General features: G+C 45.1%; 14 protein-coding genes. 2 read left to right on the top strand and 12 right to left on the bottom strand.

Annotated features, from left to right (window positions below; genetic code table 11):
• Positions 1-18: 18 nt before the first annotated feature.
• From hisD to DX130_RS14020, 12 genes are all read right to left on the bottom strand, one after another.
• Positions 19-1335 carry a histidinol dehydrogenase gene (gene hisD, locus DX130_RS13965; RefSeq protein ID WP_116046385.1) on the bottom strand — a complete coding sequence of 439 codons (1317 nt, stop codon included), beginning with the start codon at positions 1333-1335 and terminating at the stop codon, positions 19-21.
• 263 nt (positions 1336-1598) lie between these two features.
• Entirely contained in the window at positions 1599-1730 is a 132-nt protein-coding gene (locus DX130_RS27225; RefSeq protein WP_276310895.1) for a hypothetical protein, read from the bottom strand.
• A gap of 39 nt (positions 1731-1769) precedes the next feature.
• Positions 1770-2870: an MBL fold metallo-hydrolase gene (locus DX130_RS13975; protein ID WP_116047188.1), complete on the bottom strand. Its 1101-nt coding sequence runs from the start codon at positions 2868-2870 to the stop codon at positions 1770-1772.
• A gap of 168 nt (positions 2871-3038) precedes the next feature.
• On the bottom strand, positions 3039-3443 hold the full coding sequence (locus tag DX130_RS13980) for a MerR family transcriptional regulator (protein WP_240644507.1): 405 nt from the start codon (positions 3441-3443) through the stop codon (positions 3039-3041).
• 182 nt (positions 3444-3625) lie between these two features.
• The gene (locus DX130_RS13985) at positions 3626-6781 is read right to left on the bottom strand and encodes an S-layer homology domain-containing protein (RefSeq protein WP_116046388.1); all 3156 of its coding nucleotides are present in this window, start codon (positions 6779-6781) and stop codon (positions 3626-3628) included.
• A 355-nt stretch (positions 6782-7136) separates the two neighbouring features.
• Positions 7137-7799, bottom strand: coding sequence for an MBL fold metallo-hydrolase (locus DX130_RS13990; protein WP_116046390.1), 663 nt, complete (start codon positions 7797-7799; stop codon positions 7137-7139).
• Positions 7800-7898: 99 nt separating this feature from the next.
• Entirely contained in the window at positions 7899-8468 is a 570-nt protein-coding gene (locus tag DX130_RS13995) for an SF0329 family protein (protein ID WP_116046391.1), read from the bottom strand.
• Positions 8469-8853: 385 nt separating this feature from the next.
• The gene (locus DX130_RS14000) at positions 8854-10032 is read right to left on the bottom strand and encodes a Gfo/Idh/MocA family protein (protein WP_116046393.1); all 1179 of its coding nucleotides are present in this window, start codon (positions 10030-10032) and stop codon (positions 8854-8856) included.
• Between the two features lie 140 nt (positions 10033-10172).
• Positions 10173-11123 (bottom strand): sugar phosphate isomerase/epimerase family protein, encoded by a 951-nt coding sequence (locus DX130_RS14005; RefSeq protein WP_165861282.1) that lies wholly within the window; start codon positions 11121-11123, stop codon positions 10173-10175.
• 22 nt (positions 11124-11145) lie between these two features.
• Positions 11146-12417 (bottom strand): ABC transporter substrate-binding protein, encoded by a 1272-nt coding sequence (locus DX130_RS14010; protein WP_206098833.1) that lies wholly within the window; start codon positions 12415-12417, stop codon positions 11146-11148.
• A 145-nt stretch (positions 12418-12562) separates the two neighbouring features.
• Positions 12563-13399: a carbohydrate ABC transporter permease gene (locus DX130_RS14015; RefSeq protein WP_116046398.1), complete on the bottom strand. Its 837-nt coding sequence runs from the start codon at positions 13397-13399 to the stop codon at positions 12563-12565.
• Between the two features lies 1 nt (position 13400).
• Positions 13401-14279, bottom strand: coding sequence for a carbohydrate ABC transporter permease (locus DX130_RS14020; protein WP_116046399.1), 879 nt, complete (start codon positions 14277-14279; stop codon positions 13401-13403).
• A gap of 136 nt (positions 14280-14415) precedes the next feature.
• On the opposite strand from DX130_RS14020, the gene DX130_RS14025 reads away from it, so the two are divergent.
• Positions 14416-16227, top strand: a complete 1812-nt coding sequence (locus tag DX130_RS14025) for a cache domain-containing sensor histidine kinase (protein WP_165861283.1) — start codon at positions 14416-14418, stop codon at positions 16225-16227.
• A complete protein-coding gene (locus DX130_RS14030; protein WP_116046403.1) occupies positions 16224-17837 on the top strand; it encodes a response regulator in 1614 nt (537 codons plus the stop codon). Before DX130_RS14025 ends, DX130_RS14030 begins: the two co-directional genes overlap by 4 nt.
• Positions 17838-17897: the final 60 nt, after the last annotated feature.

Consider the following 17897-nt stretch of genomic DNA (forward strand, 5'->3'; position numbering starts at 1 on the left):
CTTCTTATGTGTATTCCCCTACTCAAACAACCTTATATCAGCCGCTTTTACGTGACAAGGCAATTGTTCGTAATTCCCCATCTCCTTTATTATCGGATAAATTTCTTGTAAAGCATCCTTGCTCAGTTTCCCGATTGTTGAATACTTGACCATATCCTTAGATGTCACACCCGAAAAGGCTCTTGCAAAATGGTTAGTCGGCAATACGGCTGTAATTCCTATCCCATAGTTGGCTGCAGAAAAAGGGGTATATTCGCCGATAAGAATTTCACCTGCATTCTTTATGCGCGCCATCGTACGACTTTCAAGTTCTTTATCACATACGATCATCAAGTGTTCCGGTGCAAACCCATTCATAAAATCAAAAGCTTCGTCATCCTCTGATGCTATAACAATTGCTCCCTTACCGTTAACACCAAAAACATTTTGCAAGTATAGCCTTCGTTTTTCATCGACTTCATTCATACATTTCCAAAGGAGAGCTTCTACTTCTTGAGCAAGGTTTGTTGAGGTTGTAACCAAAATTGAAGAAGAATCGGGACCATGCTCCCCTTCATTGATTAAATCATAGACTATTTTCAACGGATCGGCAGTTTCGTCTGCGAAAATGATACATTCAGTCGGACCAAGGCCTAATACACTCTTTTTGCCATATGTCATAGCTACACTCATTGCCGCCGCAATTCCACCTGGTCCCGGCCCAAAAATCCCATCAACTTCCGGAATGGAATCCGTACCTTGTGCAAACCCAGCAATGATGGATACTCCGTTGCCAATCACAAATTGGTCTGCTCCCGCAAGCTTGGCTGCAGCTACCGTGCCTTGATCCCCAAGTCCATTCTTTGTTGGCGGCATCCCTACAACGATTTTCTTAACACCAGCTGTTTTTGCCGCTACAACCAGCATGATTGCAGTAGAGATTAACGGTCCTTTCCTTGCTGGTATCCATATGCCTACCGAGTCTAAAGGAACCACATGTTCACCGATTACGGTTCCAGGTCTAATTTCCTTTTCCCACGTTTTCGGTAACATAGCTAAATTTGCATCTTCCACATTTCTTATTGCTTGTTCTATAGCTGCACGTAATGATGGTGAAAGCGAAGCAATGCACCCTTCAACATAATCATGTGAAAGAACCAGTTCCTCCAAATCAATCTCATCATAATTCTTTGTGAGACTTCTGATTCCTTCATCGCCCTTATGGGCCACCTCATCGAAAATGGATAAAACTCCATGAAGTACATCTCTGTTGAATAGCGTCTTATGTGTTTTGAAACGTTCTGTAAGTTGTTCATTCTGTTCTGGAACTCTGAATACGATTCTTTGATTGTTCATTTCATTCAACCCCCGTTTATTAATAAAACAAAAAGAGCCATGCAGGATAAAAAAACACCTACATGACTCTATGCTTCAAGTCCGTAGGTATAGCGCCAATAAGCGCTTGTACCTACGGAAAAAAATCCGTAATACAAACGCCTAACTGTGATGATGGTTATAGGATTTGGTTAATACAAACAATGAACGGTTCATTCCGTTATCCCCCTAAGCCACACTTGGACATAGTATATATTGCAATCCAATATATGTAAAGAGGTTCTTTAACTTTCTTGATTCCTTAAGCACCAGTTCATCGGCAGCGCCCACGCAGTAACTTGAAAGAAAGCAGCCAACGCAAGTGGAGTCAATTGAATGCCGATTACAAGGAACGACGGGTACAATAAAACACTCATCCGTGAGCCCACTTTGGGTCATTACGATAGGCCTGAAAGCTACTCCCACCAGTTTACAGAAGAATATTCCGATGCTCCTGTGGTTACGATTTCACCTATTTTAGGTGTGGCTAATACAACGTTCTGAAGCTCAGCTGCCCGTGTCGCTCGCTCTATAGGGTCTGTCCAACTATGCAGCGCTAAAGTAAAAGCCCCCCAATGGATAGGGATCATGGCTTTGCCTTGCACATCCAGGTTAGCTTGCAGCGACTCTTCGGGAGTCATATGAATATTCGCCCACTTCTCGTCATATTGTCCCGTTTCGATAAGAGTGAGGTCAAACGGTCCGAACTTATCTCCAATCTCCTTGAAATGCGGCCCGTATCCACTGTCCCCGCTGTAGTATATTCGTGTTTGACCGCTGTCAATCACCCAGGAGCTCCATAGTGTAGCCCCGGCAGCGCTGCCTCCCCGCCCTGAGAAATGTCTTGCTGGCGTACTGGTTAACGTCACCCCATGAATCGGATGCTCGTCCCACCAATCAAGTTCCGTAATACGGTCAGAATCGATTCCCCACTTCGTCAGATGTCCAGCCACTCCTAACGGAACAACAAAGTGTTTCACTTTTCCTTTCAACTTACGGATGGACGCATAGTCCAGATGATCATAATGGTCATGAGATATAATGACGGCGTCCAGTTCAGGCAAATCCTCTATCTCTGCCGGCAGATTGTCGCTGTAGCGTTTCGGACCGAAGAAACGGACAGGGGAGGCATATGGACTGAAAACAGGGTCTATCAATAGCTTCACCCCACCCACCTTCAGCAATAACGTGGAGTGTCCGAACCAGATCACTTGATCTTCCTCATTTTCCGTGAAGGCTTTCGAATCAAATGGCTCGACAGGCATACTTCCTTTTGGCCTGCTGTTCGGAGTGCCTTTTATCGTTTTGATCAGCGCATCGGTGGTATCCTTTAAGCTATAGTCCATCGGCGTTGGAATTTGATTCTGGAACTTCCCGTTGTTAAACTGCGGGGATGCCTGAATTCTTTTTTGACTTTCTGCTGAGCTTTTGCCGCCAAGCGGAGGATAATGATTGAGGATCAGATAAATGACCAATGCGACAACAGCGATAATAGCGACTAAAATGAATAATTTCATTCTCTTTGATCCCAACTTTCTATTTGTTGCATAACTGAACATCCTGTTCCATTGCACCGCATCTCCATCCTTATGGATTATTTATTACAAACCACCTACATTTTAAACGTTAAAGTTCACTTTAAGTCAATAGCTTTTCGCTAGTATTTACTTCAAAACATTATTCACTTACTCATCCAGCTTCTCTATATACTCAAGAAAACTCTCTTCCGGACTGCCGTTTTGAACGTTATTGTAAATCTCCAGCTTTTGACTTACCGCTTCAAAAGCTTCGCTCAATACCTGCTGCTTTTTTACGATCTCAGCTTGATGCGCTTCCAAAATAGCCCTTCTCTGCGCAATCGTCGCTTCTCCCTGCATGGCAAGTTCGACAATTTCTCTGATTCCCGCAATGCTCATTCCCGTAGCTCGGAAGCAAGTCATTAATCGAATCCAGTCCAAATCCCTCTTATCAAACAGGCGGTTGCCTTTGTTGTCCCTGCGAATATTGGGCAGCAGCCCTTCTTTGTCATAATAACGTATAGTATGTGCAGGACAATTTAATTTTTCCGATGCTTCCTTTATGGTAAACAATTCGTTCTCCCTCATTTCAAGTGATTACTTCTACTTACCTCATTAGATTTTAGTACACAATATTATAAATTTATAGGTCCAGGTAAGCAAAAATCCACAACCTCATGCGGTTGTGGATTTACATGGTGAAGGCGAACCGTGGCTGTACACAACCACAATTCGCCGAATTGCGTTAGCTTTTTTTAATCAATAAGCTCAGACTCTCTTAATAGTCTCTGAATCATAACCACAACTTCCGCACGCATGATGAATGCCTTTGGAGCAAGTGTATGGCTGTCTCGCCCCGTGATGATGCCAGCTTTAAGATTGTCTATAATGCTGCTCCGTGCCCATTCCCCAGCCTCATGGGCGTCGTTGAACGCTGCCAATAGCTGTTCCTCGACTTGTGCAGGGAGTTTGACACTCACCCCTGTCAATTTCATTGCATTAGAGAGTATCTTCATCGCTTGCTCTCGTGTCAGCTTACCTTCTGGACGAAATGTACCATCCTCAAATCCAGAAATAAGATCGTACTCATATGCGATTTGGATTACATCACTGTACCAAGCAGAGGGCTGTACATCAGAATAAGGTGATAATGGCTCCCCTTTCATCTTCAGTCCTAAGCCATTTACGAGAATCGTTGCAAACTCGGCACGTGTGATTTCGTGTTCTGGATGGAAGAGCCCCAGGCTGTCTCCCTGTATAATGAGTCGCGCTCCCAACTCATTCACTGCAGATTTTGCCCATTGAGCCTGTACATCTTTAAACGTAAGTGAATGAGACATTAAGACATAGGTATCGTTTGTTAAGCTGCTTACAACTGCGTATCGCTTGCCGTCTACCGTCAACATCTTCGTCGGCACATGCCTGATCGCTCCATCCTTTTCCAAAGCGATGGCTGACGTCACTTGATCGGGTAGTATGCCGTCCGGCAGCTTGATCATTTTCTGCACAAAACGATCTTCCGCTAGCTCCCATTGGTTGTCTCCGTGGTAAGCCAACAAAGTAAAGCTGACTGGCTTTGCAAGGAGAGTCATGCCATTCTCTTCCCCTGCTTTCACAGCAAAATTCAGCAAGGCCTCCTCCGGTTCTGCCACACCCATACGCACTTGCAACTCCTGCAACATCATAATTGGCTTGCCCGCTTCATCATGAATGCGATGAAGATCAATCGCTCCAACAGGCAGTCGATAGATACCTTTAGGAGATTGAAGCTCCAGCACAATTTGTTTTTCATTTAAGTATTCAAGCTGTGTTCCACCTAGCTCGAGGTAGACCTCGGCATCTATTTGACCGCCAACCCCAACCTCTATTACAGCTCCTGGATCCACATTCGCCAATTGTTCCGCTAGCTTGCTCTGATTCAGTATGATCACAAGTTCAGTGCGGCCTTCTCGTGTCGATCGGGTTACCGACACTGTTCCTGCTGCCGCCTCTTTCCCATTCATCCGTAAGTCCACTTCTGTAACCGGCCACTCTGGGTTGATGGGCTTTGACGTCGGTGTCGGCGTTGGTGTTGGTGTTGGTGTCGGTGTTGGTGTCGGTGTTGGCGCCACAGGCTTGATGCTGTTGGAAGCCGCCGACTCTACACTGCTGCCTGCGGCATTGATCGCCTTTACAGTAAACGTGTATGCTTCCCCGTTCGTCAGACCCGTAACAACTATCGGACTGCTAGCTCCGCTTTCGCTCTGTCCTCCCGGGTATACGGTAATCTCATAATCTGTTATTAGACTGCCTCCGTCAAACACCGGTGCATCGAAGGTAAGCGTCGCTTGACGATCACTTGGCACAGCCGCAACGTTCGTTGGTGCTCCTGGTACGGTAAACGGAGTTGCACTTACGATATTGGAGGAAGGACCTTCTCCCTGGACGTTCTCTCCCTTAACTGTAAAATAGTAAGTCGTCCCATTTGCCAATCCCGTAGCCGTATAATCGTACACTGAACCGCCCACCTCACCTATTTCGGTTCCATTCATAGAATTACTCAAGCTTTGATAAATTTTATAGCTCGTAGCATCATCTACAGAATTCCAATTCAAGCTAACTTGCCCATCACCAGCAATAGCGGGCTGCAAGTGAGGCGCTTCCGGTAGTGGCGTCGAGTTACTAATGTCTATCGTGAAAGGCAGCTGAGTTCCTGTGCTAAAATCAAATGTCAATACGACCTGTCCGATCGGCAATGCTGTCAAATATTCCTTTTTGATCGTGAACGTATTTCCCGCTCGCAGATAATCGCTTCCTTCGATTAACGTTACGGTTCCGTTCAGAATACTGGATAGGATATGACCGTTTGTTTCCAAGATCACGTTAACATCCCGGTAGTGTGACCCTGCCTCATTCTTATCGAAAGTTACGCTGTCAGGTGTAATCAACGGTGCGCTTCTGGGCCATCTACCCAGATAGACTCCATTCGGATCAAATTTTTGGATCCGATGGTTACTGGCTTCCGTTACATAGATATGACCACTGCTATCTACTCCCACACTGTTAGGAAAATTAAACTGACCATCTCCATTGCCGGAGCTTCCCCATTGACTAATATAGGCACCGTTGGAATCGAATTTTTGGACTCGATTATTTTGAGCGTCAGGAACATAGACATAGCCGCTATTGTCTATCGCAATATCAAAAGGATACCTAAATTGACCATTTCCAACACCTAGGCTTCCCCATTGACTAATATAAGTGCCATCCGCATCAAATTTTTGGATGCGATGATTTTCACTTTCGGTTACATAAACAATCCCATCCTGATCAATCGCAACACCATATGGTCGATTGAATTCCCCAGCTCCATTGCCTTGGCTTCCCCATTTGCCCAAAAATTGACCATTCAAATCAAACTTTTGAACTCTATGGTTATCCCGATCCGTAACATAGACAATATTAGCGCTGCGGTCAATCTCGATATTTACTGGACTGAAAAACTCCCCATCATTGGTACCACGGCTTCCCCACTTAGTGAGATAATTGCCTTCCGAATCAAATTTTTGGATTCGGTGATTCTCCCTATCCACTACATAGACATTGTCATTGTTATCAAATGCGATTCCACTTGGATAATTAAACTGACCATCTCCGCTTCCTAATCCCCCCCACTCGGTAAGAAAGCCTCCGTTACTGTCCAATTTAACAATCTGGTGGTTACCGTAATTTGCAACATACATATTGCCTCCGTTGTCTATCTCTATAGCGACGGGGCGATCAAGCAAAATTTGTTGAGTTTGAGTAATCGGAATAACTCCACTCCCTCCATCAGCCCAAGCCACTGAATGTGTACCGACCAGTAACGTCAAAACGAGAATTGTACTTACTGCCTTTTTCATAAAGTAATTCCATCTCTGCATCCATTTCATTCTTTACGCTCCCATTATAAATTAATAGTTTTCTTGTGGTTGCCAACTTCTTCTCTCATGTTGGCGGTGCCGCAAGATGAATGATGTATTCAGTCAGCCGAACGAGTGAATACGACTGCTTCCTTTCCACCGCTCGAAACGATTACTGAGCCTGTGAACCTGCATCGTCTTTCAGTATAGTGAGTGCGGAAGAAAAAAGAGTCATACGAAAGTAGTACAAACGCAATAAAATCTACTAAAGTTCTCTATCACACAAAAAGCCCAAGCGTTAACTACGCCTGAGCTTCGATTTGACTGGTCAATGTGGCTTACATGTACTAGTAACACGCAGCACTCTACTTGTATAGAATGCCCATTATCCTTGGCTAAGTCTCCATATCTGATCATTTACATTTACGTTACTTAGTCCCCCGTGATAACAAATTACGGATGTAATGTTAAGGTCGACATATTTTTCCAAAGAAAGACGCGCTTCATTTATATCCAGTGTGGTCGGAACATGAATTCCCCCGAGAGTCCCGTCTACACTGTACATCGAATCCCCGGCAATGAGAATCTTACTTTTCCTTAAATAAAGGCTGATATGACCGGGAGTATGCCCAGGAGTGTGAATGACGCGAATTCCGCCGCAAAACGGCAGTTCTTGCCCATCTATCAGAGTTTCATCCACCTTGCCCTTTGGAGGATTCTCAAGGTGACCATCCTTTATAAGAGGTAGCTCCCCCTGAATATACGGCTTATCTAACTCGTGTGCATATACTTTTACATCATGGCCGGATTCCTTTAAAAGCTCAGGGAGGCTACCTATATGATCTACATCCTGATGCGTCAAAATGACAACTTTTAGGTTGTCGAACGGCACTCCTGCCTTTTCCATGGCGACGCGTAAATCTTCCATTTGCCCTGGGAATCCAGTGTCTATTAATACAGCACTTTCTTGATCCCACAATAGAGTGGGGTGAATAATAATCCCTTGAAAATCTAGATGAAGCATTGCTACACCCGAAGATACTTCCATAATCTTGAACCTCCATAAAATAATGCTTCTGAACCGTACTATCGCATCCGAACTATAAGTTCAGAACCATTCTATTCTTGGTGAATAAATGGTTTATTTTCAAAACGTACTAAGCCGCAGTTCATAAAAATACTGTACAATGGGATGCTTTAACTTTATCGTATCGGACATGTTTATAATTCGTTTTTTCCCAACTCGTCTGTCCACCAAAGCTAGAATATTCAACAAGATATCCTTGCTCTCTATACTTTCCTCTATAGAGGTAGCTAAAAACTTTGTAGCTACAACTGTAAAATTGGATTTGCTAAGTGTAGACTGCGCTGACAAGAGTTCCTTTGCTAGTTCGGACTTTTTTTTACTTCTGGCCATTACTTTTAGACGATCCTCAGGAACTTTTCCGTTCATAGCTTTTCTGATCGCTTCGATTTCTTCATCGCTAATCGGAATATAGATATCTGAATCATTCTTTACTTCCTGCTCCGACTGGTACCATTTAATTACGTTAGATTTATCGCTCATATTGAGTATGTTTTTTTTATCTACCGTAATATAACAAAGCCCCGCTTTATCAGCTACATAACGGTAGCTGGTGGAACTGTATTCAACCTTTCCATCTAATGCAGGGCAGAGAAAACTCTCCAGATTTTGCTTCAATTTGCTCCAGGACATGAAATCCTCCGATGTTTTTTATCCATTATACCTTATTTCTGACCTTTCTTTGCCGGCATAAAAAATACACCCCCTAGCATTTCATCGGAAAGGGGGTTCCAATGTCTATTCCAAGGGGTGCATTTCAGGCAGGTTTGCCTGCTTAATGAGACAGCCCTCTTGATTAAAACAGGATAGAATCAACTCAATCTCTTAATCACTTTTTCCACTCGTTTTCGTTTTGTGTCTTTTTCAATATCGTCGAGTCGTGAAATTAACGTCTTTGTGAATAGTGCTTTGTTTTGGTCGTTAACGATGGATATGGCATTCTCCGCATACATGGGAAGTTGATTTGTGGGACATCTCAATTGGTTATGCTTATAATAGAACCTGAAATCTGCTACCGCTACACATTCATCCACTGCCGCGACTCTGCACTGCGCAACACCGCATCGCATAGTTCTATTTCGCGCAAACCGTCTTCGAATGTCGGAAAAGCAGGTTTGACACCATGCTTGTAATCCTCTCGCATTATGTTGTCGTACACTTGCCTGAACAACTGCTTGCTCGTATCCGGAAACCCTTCGCTATGACCGCCGGGATACGAGGCTGTGGATTTAACGCTGGCATCCATTAATTGCGGATCTTTCACCAGACGTTCATTCGGACGATCGCGCCAACCGATCCATAGCTCGTTCGGATTTTCAGATTGCCAGCCGACAGAGCATGCAGAGCCATTAATTTCGAATCTTAGCTGATTTTTATTGCCTGCAGCTACCTGATTTACAGTGACACTTCCCCGTGCTCCACTCTCGAATTCCAACAGAACGGATGCATAATCCTCCGTTCCAATCGGAATTTCTTCATATTCAGGCTCATTCGACAGCAGTTCGCCATTACCGTCGCTCATCTCTGACACCGTGTAAGTTTTTACCGCTTGAAGCGGCTTCTTACGTATGGGATGGAAGTTCGCAAGCTGCGCACACACTGCCTTAATGCGTTCTCCGGACACATATTCCGCCAGATCGAGTAAATGCGAGCCGATGTCCGCCATAGCTCTCGAGGGACCTCCAATTCCGGGTTCAATCCGCCAATTGTAATCTGTATCGTGAAATAACCAATCCTGCAGGTAGGAGCCGCCGAACGCAAGCATGCGACCGATTTCACCCTTGATCATCATAGCACGCGCTTGTTGAACGAGCGGATAATATCTAAGGTTAAAGTGTATGGCGCCAACAAGTCCGCGGTCTTCGGCGAGACGGATCAGCTTCCTTGCTTCATCCGCATGAAATACAAGCGGCTTCTCGCAGATCACATGCTTTCCGCTCTGGAGAGCCGCCTCGGCAATTTCAAAGTGCAGATGGTTGGGCGTGCATATATGGACGACCTGAATTGCCGGATCATGAACTAGCTCTCTCCAGTCCCCATAGGCCTGCGCGATACCCAGTCGTTCGGCATTCTCGCCAGCACGCCGAGAATTTGATCCTGCAATAGCCGCTACATCAACCATGCCCAATCGGCGCAGTGCTTCGATATGCGCTTCGCCTATAAATCCGGTACCAATAACGCCTGCTTTAATTTTCATCCCAACAACCTCCCCTTACATGCTAGCGAGACATTGCAAAGAGGGGATAATCACTCTCCCCTCGATGCACCACTTCTTATTTCCTCGTCCTATCCGGATCTTTTACGGTGACAAGCGACAGTTATGGGAGTATTGTCCGATTACTTTATCGCTGCCGAAGGAATCAACCTGCTTAAATGTCTGTACCCGAGAATGAGTGCACTTTTGTCCTTGGCATATTGCTTCACAATATCGGACTCTTCCTTGATTTCAGCAATTTCAATATTCTTTACAAATACATCGTCTTCATGTTCAATATCAATATTGCCTTTATAGTTTACTTCGATGAGCGCTGAAATCAGTTTTTGCCAATTAACGTCGCCCCATCCTGGCGTTCTCCCGCGCCACCATCCATGACCGAGACCGTCCGCCTTAGTGAATAACGTACCGTATTGTCCAGTACGCGCTTTAACGTGATGCAATATTTCGACGTCTTTTGCGTGTACGTGAAAAATTTTGTGACCAAACTCACGAATCGCCTGCACATAATCAATGCCTTGCCATACCATGTGCGCCGGATCGATTTCAAGTCCCAAATTATCCGAAGGAACCTCTTGGAACATCACTTCCCACACTTCAGGGCTATGAGCAATATTTAACGAGTGTTGAAGCTTGTAGTTTTCGACCATTGGACAATTCTCGATCGCAATTCGTATATTCCGTTTCTCCGCTTCTTCGCAGAATCTAGAGAACACTTCCTTAAATGCTGGAATATTGTCCACGACCGACTTATAAGGATCTCTGCCGGCAAATGTCGATACGACTGGTACGTTCATCCGCTCCGCGAGCTTCAGCACATTTAGGAAGTAACGTTGCGCCTTCTCGCTTTCCTCCTTGTTCGGGTCCAAGTAATTAGGATAGAAGCCGAGCGTTGATACTTCAATATCGTGTTTCTCCAGATCCTTCTGAATTTCTGCGAGACGCTTGTCCGTAATGGTGTCGGCATTGAGCGAAGAATCCGGCCAGGCGGATAGCTCCATGCATTTGAATCCAACTTCGGCCGCAAAGCGTACCGTCTCCTCCGAATATTCCCCATAGAATCCTAATTTCATTGTTAACATCCTCCCATTTAAATTAAGAATTATTTAAGTTCTTCCATGCGTTTTGGAATGCTGCCAACAGCTCTTCCCTTGTCATCTTTCCTGCAGAATACGCTTGAAGCGCATCCGCAAAGTAATGGCTGGTCGCTTCCGCCGCTGGGAACTTGAACCAGTTCCAGCTAATCGTTTTGCCTTCATCCATATAGCGCATAACATCACCAGCAAGCTGTCCAAGAACTTCCTTATCGCCTCGAACCGTTTCGATGGCTGGGATCTGTTTGAACTCACTCATTAGATAATGCTGGCCTTCTTCGTTGCTAACCATCCAGTTGAGCAGTGCTTTCGCGGCTTTTTTCACTTCAGGATCAGATTTTTTATTCAGAACCCAGTAATTTGGCACGCCGATAGGCAATTTGTTCATGCTTGCCGCGTCATTGTTAATTGGCATAGGCAGAAAGCCGATGTTGAGATCCGGATTCGCTTTCAGCAGCGGAATCGACGCCCAGTTCCCTTGCTGTGTCATCGCGGCTTTTCCCGTTGCAAATTCGGTCAATTGCGTATTGTAATCGACTTGAAGCGGGTTTTTGTTGCCGTATTTCAGAGTCAGATCAACAAGATCCAGCCATTGATTGAACACTTCATTGCTGGCAAACGATTTCGTGCCTTCATTCAATCCTTTAATGAAAGAATTCGGATCTTCTTGATACGCGAACGGGATATTCGCAAGATGATTGCCGATTATCCACCATTCGCCGTAAGGGTTAAGGAATGGAGTGATACCAGCATTCTGCAGTTGATTTGCAACTTCTTCTAATTCAGCCAACGTCTCCGGAACCTTCGTAATGCCCGCTTTCTTAAAAAGATCTTTATTGTAAATGAAGCCGTAGCCTTCTACCTTCAATGGTTGGCCGTACAGCTTTCCATCCCGTGTAATCGGCTCGCGCGCCATTTCGACAACATTCTTCGCCCAGGGCTCGTCCGACAAATCCTCCAGATGGTCAATCCACAGATCCAACTCGGAATAACCGCCGTTCTGGAAAATATCAGGCTCATTACCGGAATTGAACTTGGCCCGCAAGGCCGAAGCAGAATCAGCACCGCTGCCAATCGTCTCGAACATAATGGTTACGCCGGGATTCAGTGCTTCATATTCCTTAAACATCCTCGACAGTTGTTCGGCAATTTCTACTTCGAACGATAAATATCGAATCGTAACTTTCTTCTCTCCGCCTTCTGTACCGCCCGACTCGCCGGTTGCCGCATTATTTTGCCCGCATGCCGCCAATAGCACCGTGATCAACAACATAATTCCAATTAGGATTGGATACCTTTTACTTCTCCGCAATTGCTATCACCTCTGCAATATGTCTTCTGTTTTTCTATTGTACGAATAGACCTTTGAAAACAAACGCATAATTTTAAACAATTGAATGTGTTTTGTGACCACCCCCTCATCCTTTCACCGAACCGCTCATGACACCCGCAATAATATACTTCTGCATGAGCAGAAAGAAGGCAAGCATCGGGATGATACTCATGACGAGTCCAGGCAGCACCAAGTCCCATTGCTTCGTTCGCTCACCGATAAAGGTATAGATCGAAAGCGGGATCGTCTTGATGGACGGGTCGAACAATACGAGCAGGGGAAGCAGGAAATCATTCCATATCCACAGGCTGTTCAGCAGCACAATTGTAATCGACATCGGCTTAAGCAATGGGAAGATCATGCGCCAGAACACCCCATATGGCGTACAACCGTCAATAACAGCCGCTTCTTCGATCTCCTTCGGTATGGACTTAATGAAGCCGTGGTACAAGAATAGATTGAGCGACACTCCGAAGCCGAAGTAGCTTACAATAAGTCCGAACCTGTTGTTTGTCAGTCCGAGCTCCCCCATAACTTTAACAAGCGGAATCATTACCGACTCGAAAGGGATAATCATCGCTGCGACGAATACGGTGAACAGCAACGAGTTCCAACGGGTCGCACGGCGCACCATGCGATAAGCGGCCATCGAACTGATGACGATCAATCCGACGTTGCTCAGCACTGTAATCAGCAAGGAATTCATGAACGCCTTGGAGAATCCAATAAGCTCCCACGAACGGACAAAATTGCTCCAATGAAAGGACTTCGGCCAGGCTACGGCATTCGTCAGCAGATCCCCGATTGATTTTACCGAGTTGACGGCAATGAAATAAAACGGGATGAGAAAAAGTAAAGCAACAGCCCAAGCGAGCACCTCCAGCGCCAACTTGCGCGCAGTATAACGCGTTATTTCTTCCACGTTAAGCCTCCACCTCCTTCTTCTTCGTATATTTCACTTGCAGGATAGTGATTAGCGCAACGACAACGAAGAAGATGAGCGCTTTCGCGGTGCCAAGCCCATACCGATTGTTGCGGAACGCTTCGTTGTAAATATTGAGCGCTACCGATTTGGTGGAGTTGAACGGTCCGCCGCCAGTTAGCGACAAATTGAGATCGAACACCTTGAACGACCAGGAGATAGCTAGGAAGAAACAGACCGTGAATGCGGGCATAATTAACGGCAAGGTAATTCTGAGCAGCATATGCAGTCGGGATGCTCCGTCGATTTGTGCGGCTTCCTTAAGATCCTTAGGGATATTGAGCAGCGCCGCGATATAGATAATCATCAAATAGCCGGAATATTGCCATACCGTCACGATAATAAGCCCCCAGAAAGCGGTTGACGAAGTACCTAGCCAAGGCAGCTGGAACAACCCAATGTTCGTCCATTCGCCTACTGACGCGAAGCCCTTCACAAATATGAAGTGCCAGATATACCCCAACAAAATGCCGCCTATGACATTTGGCATAAAGAATACGCTTCGCAGCAGATAACGTGATTTAAGCGCCTTGGTCAAAAGCAATGCAAGCGACAGTCCGATCAGGTTAATCAATATGACCGTCACTGCACTGTAGCGCGCCGTGAACCAGAATGAATTGCGAAAATCAGTGTCGTGCATTATAATCTGCTTGTAATTGTCGAACCCTGCCCACGTTACGGTTGAGCTGACGCCGTTCCAATTCGTCATACCGTAATAAATGCTTAGCAGAAACGGCACAAGTACAATCAGGGTGAAGAATAACAACGCTGGTCCTACGAATACGAGCTGTTGCTGCATTTCAGAACGATTGAATCGCATAGTTTCCCTCCTCTCTTTTGGTTCGTTGCAATAGTGCGACCGTTCATGAATTTGATTATAGAGGTCGCGCCTGTTAAGCAACACAGACTAATGTGATGTAATAGGTGGAATTTATTGATCTAGCGAGGTGATGAAGTTGATACAATTAATTCGTGGCAGTCTTCGCAATAAACTAATCGTCTTTCTGCTCTTCTCCATCATCATTCCAATTACTTGTTCCATAATCATCTCGTATGTCTATACGAAAGAGGCGTTCAAAAAGGAATCGATCCAAAACAATACAAAACTGATCTATCAAGGATCCTCCAACCTGCTCAATTATCTGGATCGTCTCAATCAGGCCTCTCTGCTCATTTATAGCAACCCCTCCATCACGAACAGCCTGTACAACATTATCCTGACCGGCGCCAGTGGTTTCGCATACGATAAGGAAATAGAGAGCAATCTGCTGTTCATCTATAACACGACGGAGGAAATTCACTCGATTTACTTGTATCTTGAAAAACAGGACAAGTCATTTCGGGTCGCCAACAGCCTGCCACGAAAAATGGCATCCCAGACGTATGACCCCAAGTTTGAGACGGGTGACCATGTACGTATGGATGCGACACATACCAGTCACCACTATGGATTCAACAATTCCTTCGATACTCCCGAGAACGTCATATCATTCCACCGGCAAATTTTGAATGCGCCGTCTCCCGATATTATGGGCTTCATCTCCATTGACGTGACGACCGAAGCCATTGATAAAATCAGCAGCATGTTATTTAATAAAGGTCATGAACAGTTCTATATTGTGGATCAAACTGGAGGCGTCATTTATTCCTCCGAACCGAATGAAGCGAGCGGTCGTATGAATGAAGACTGGGTGAGCGAAGCGATTAATATGCCTGGACAATCAGGTCATTATGAATACAACAGCAGCTCCTTTAAAGGAATTCATATGTATCAGAAGGTTGAGACTCCGGATGTGAGTTGGACAATCGTTAAACGTGTTCCATATGAATATTTGTACCAGAACGCTCGAATGAGCACCTTAATAAACAGCTTAATTATTACGCTTTTTCTTGTCATTGCGGTTATCGCAACTGTCTATATTTCCTTTCGTTTCACAGCGCCAATCAAGCAATTGATCCGTTATATCAGCAAAATTGAAATCGGGCAGCTTGATGTACATTTTGACAGCAATCGTACCGATGAAATCGGGATCTTGTCGAAACGATTCCGTCAGATGATGCAACGTATTAACCATTTGATTATTCGTGAATACCGCTGGGAGTTGTCAAACAAGACGCAGCAGCTAAAAACATTGCAGGCACAAGTAAATCCCCATTTCATGAACAATGCATTGCAATCGATCGGTACGTTGGCGTTGCAGCATGGCGATAAGAAGGTTTACGGTCTTATTTCTTCGCTTGGAAAGATGATGCGATACACGATGAATACGAATGAAACTTTTGTTCCGCTCAAGAAGGAGATCGATCATGTCAGATCATATTTAGCGCTACAGCAGCAGCGTTTTGACGGCAAACAGCAATTTGACATTCAAGCGGATGACGATACACTTTCTATTCAAATCCCGAAGATGATTATTCAACCGCTAGTCGAGAATTGCTTCAAGCACGGGTTTGCCGACTCTCTGACCAGCGATAACTTGCTGATGATAGCTTGCAAACTGGTTGATCAAAACAAGTTGGAGATTACGGTAGAAGATAATGGAGTGGGCATCGAAGAGGATAGGCTGAAGCTTATTCAATCCGCGCTAAACCGTCCGCAGCATGCATTGGACGGCCAACAGTCGGAACAGATCGGAATGATGAACGTACAGTCGAGATTGCAACTGAATAGCGGTAAAGATGCGCAGATGCTTGTGCAGCCTGGCAGCTCTGGGGGGCTGAAGGTAACGCTGCAGATTCCGTTATCGGAAGGGGGAGATTCCGTATGAAAGCGTTGATTGTGGATGATGAGAAACATGTTCGGGAAGCCATCAAAATTTTGGTGGATTGGAAGCGCTATCAAGTCCATACTGTACTGGAAGCAGCCAATGGCATTCAGGCGAAGGAACTGATTAGTATGGAAAATCCGGAGTTCATATTCACCGATATGATGATGCCCCTCATGAATGGTATGGACTTGTTGGAATGGATCCATTGGCACGCCCCGAGAAGTAAAACGATTGTCATCAGCGGACATGACGACTTTCATTTCGTGCGACATACGATGAAATTCGGTGGGATGGACTACCTCCTTAAGCCGATCGATCCGCAACAGCTGGAAGAAACGTTCAGGACAGCCGTCGAAAACTGGGTTGAAGAGGAGCAGCTTCGGAACCGGCAACAAGCGCGTGTGATGGAGATAAACCAAATCAAGCAAGTTTATTGGGACAAAGTATTTTCCAACATGATTCAGGACCCAAAGGTGTATGATTCCATGTCCAATCAATTGGAGTCCGAGTTTGGATTTTCACATACAAGAGAGCAAGGTATGATTGCAATTTTGAACATTGACATGATGTCACAGTCACTTCGGAACAAATATTCGAATAATATGGACATGTTGTTTTATACGCTTGCCAATATTGCCAACGAATACTTGAGAGAGGCACGAATGGGATATGCGTTCAGGTTTTGGGGTACCAGCAATGAGCTGCTTGTTATCTTTTGGGACAATCATGACGCGGCTTATGATGTGCTAATGAGGATAAACGACGGAATAAAGCAAGTGCTTCGAGAGTTGTTCCATATCGGAATCGGCACTATGAAGAGCCTCCCTTCCGAATTAATGAACTCGTATATGGAAGCCCGCAGCGTGCTCAAGCAGCGCAACTTGATGAGCGAAGGCATATGGGTTCATAAATATGCAAGTCACGAAGCTGTCAAAGTACCGGCGATTTCCTTCGATTCCTTCAAGGCCAATATTCAAACTGCCGTTCGCAGCAATAACACCGAGCAGATTCGGGCATCTATAACGGATTGGATTGCATCGCTGTTGCAATTGCCCCATATTTCGACCGAGGAATTGGAGCTGTGGTGGCATGAATATACGAGCTTGAAGATGGGACTGTTGAAAGGAATCAAGCCGCAATCGCTGCCTGACACACTGGCCTCACAGTCATTTGCGATTCCTCTCGACGAACGGGGCCGTCTGAAGCTGCATCACTGGCGAGATCAATTTACGCAAGAAATGCTGACGATTTCGGCCTTACTATTCAACCATCTGGAGAAGGAGAACAATACCGTATTTAATATTGCTGAATATATTGAACAACATTATCAGGAAGATATTACGCTTAAACATTTGTCGGACCGGTTCTTTCTGAGCCGCGAATATATTTCGAGAAAGTTCAAGCAGCAGTTCCAAAAAAATATTTCCGAATTTATCGAGAGCATCCGGATTGAGAAAGCGAAGCTGCTACTGCTTAACCCGCAATACAAAATGGTTCAAATATCGCAAATGATCGGGTACCAAGACGAGAAGTATTTTAGCAAAGTGTTCAAAAAAGCGGTCGGCAAGTCGCCGAATCAATACCGAAACGAAAATAATCTCAGAAGATAAAACCGAGCCTTTTGCTTAGTCTTCAATTTTCTTGCCATTAATAGAGTATAAGGTTGTGGT

The organism is Paenibacillus paeoniae (assembly GCF_003388735.1).
Taxonomy (GTDB): Bacteria; Bacillota; Bacilli; order Paenibacillales; family Paenibacillaceae; genus Pristimantibacillus; species Pristimantibacillus paeoniae.

Bases quoted from the DNA above. Each gene is read 5' to 3' on its own strand.
- hisD (WP_116046385.1), bottom strand. From the start codon at position 1,335: ATGAACAATCAAAGAATCGTATTCAGAGTTCCAGAACAGAATGAACAA.
- DX130_RS27225 (WP_276310895.1), bottom strand. From the start codon at position 1,730: ATGAGTGTTTTATTGTACCCGTCGTTCCTTGTAATCGGCATTCAATTG.
- DX130_RS13975 (WP_116047188.1), bottom strand. From the start codon at position 2,870: ATGAAATTATTCATTTTAGTCGCTATTATCGCTGTTGTCGCATTGGTC.
- DX130_RS13985 (WP_116046388.1), bottom strand. From the start codon at position 6,781: ATGAAATGGATGCAGAGATGGAATTACTTTATGAAAAAGGCAGTAAGT.
- DX130_RS13990 (WP_116046390.1), bottom strand. From the start codon at position 7,799: ATGGAAGTATCTTCGGGTGTAGCAATGCTTCATCTAGATTTTCAAGGG.
- DX130_RS13995 (WP_116046391.1), bottom strand. From the start codon at position 8,468: ATGTCCTGGAGCAAATTGAAGCAAAATCTGGAGAGTTTTCTCTGCCCT.
- DX130_RS14000 (WP_116046393.1), bottom strand. From the start codon at position 10,032: ATGAAAATTAAAGCAGGCGTTATTGGTACCGGATTTATAGGCGAAGCG.
- DX130_RS14005 (WP_165861282.1), bottom strand. From the start codon at position 11,123: ATGAAATTAGGATTCTATGGGGAATATTCGGAGGAGACGGTACGCTTT.
- DX130_RS14010 (WP_206098833.1), bottom strand. From the start codon at position 12,417: ATGTTGTTGATCACGGTGCTATTGGCGGCATGCGGGCAAAATAATGCG.
- DX130_RS14020 (WP_116046399.1), bottom strand. From the start codon at position 14,279: ATGCGATTCAATCGTTCTGAAATGCAGCAACAGCTCGTATTCGTAGGA.
- DX130_RS14030 (WP_116046403.1), top strand. From the start codon at position 16,224: ATGAAAGCGTTGATTGTGGATGATGAGAAACATGTTCGGGAAGCCATC.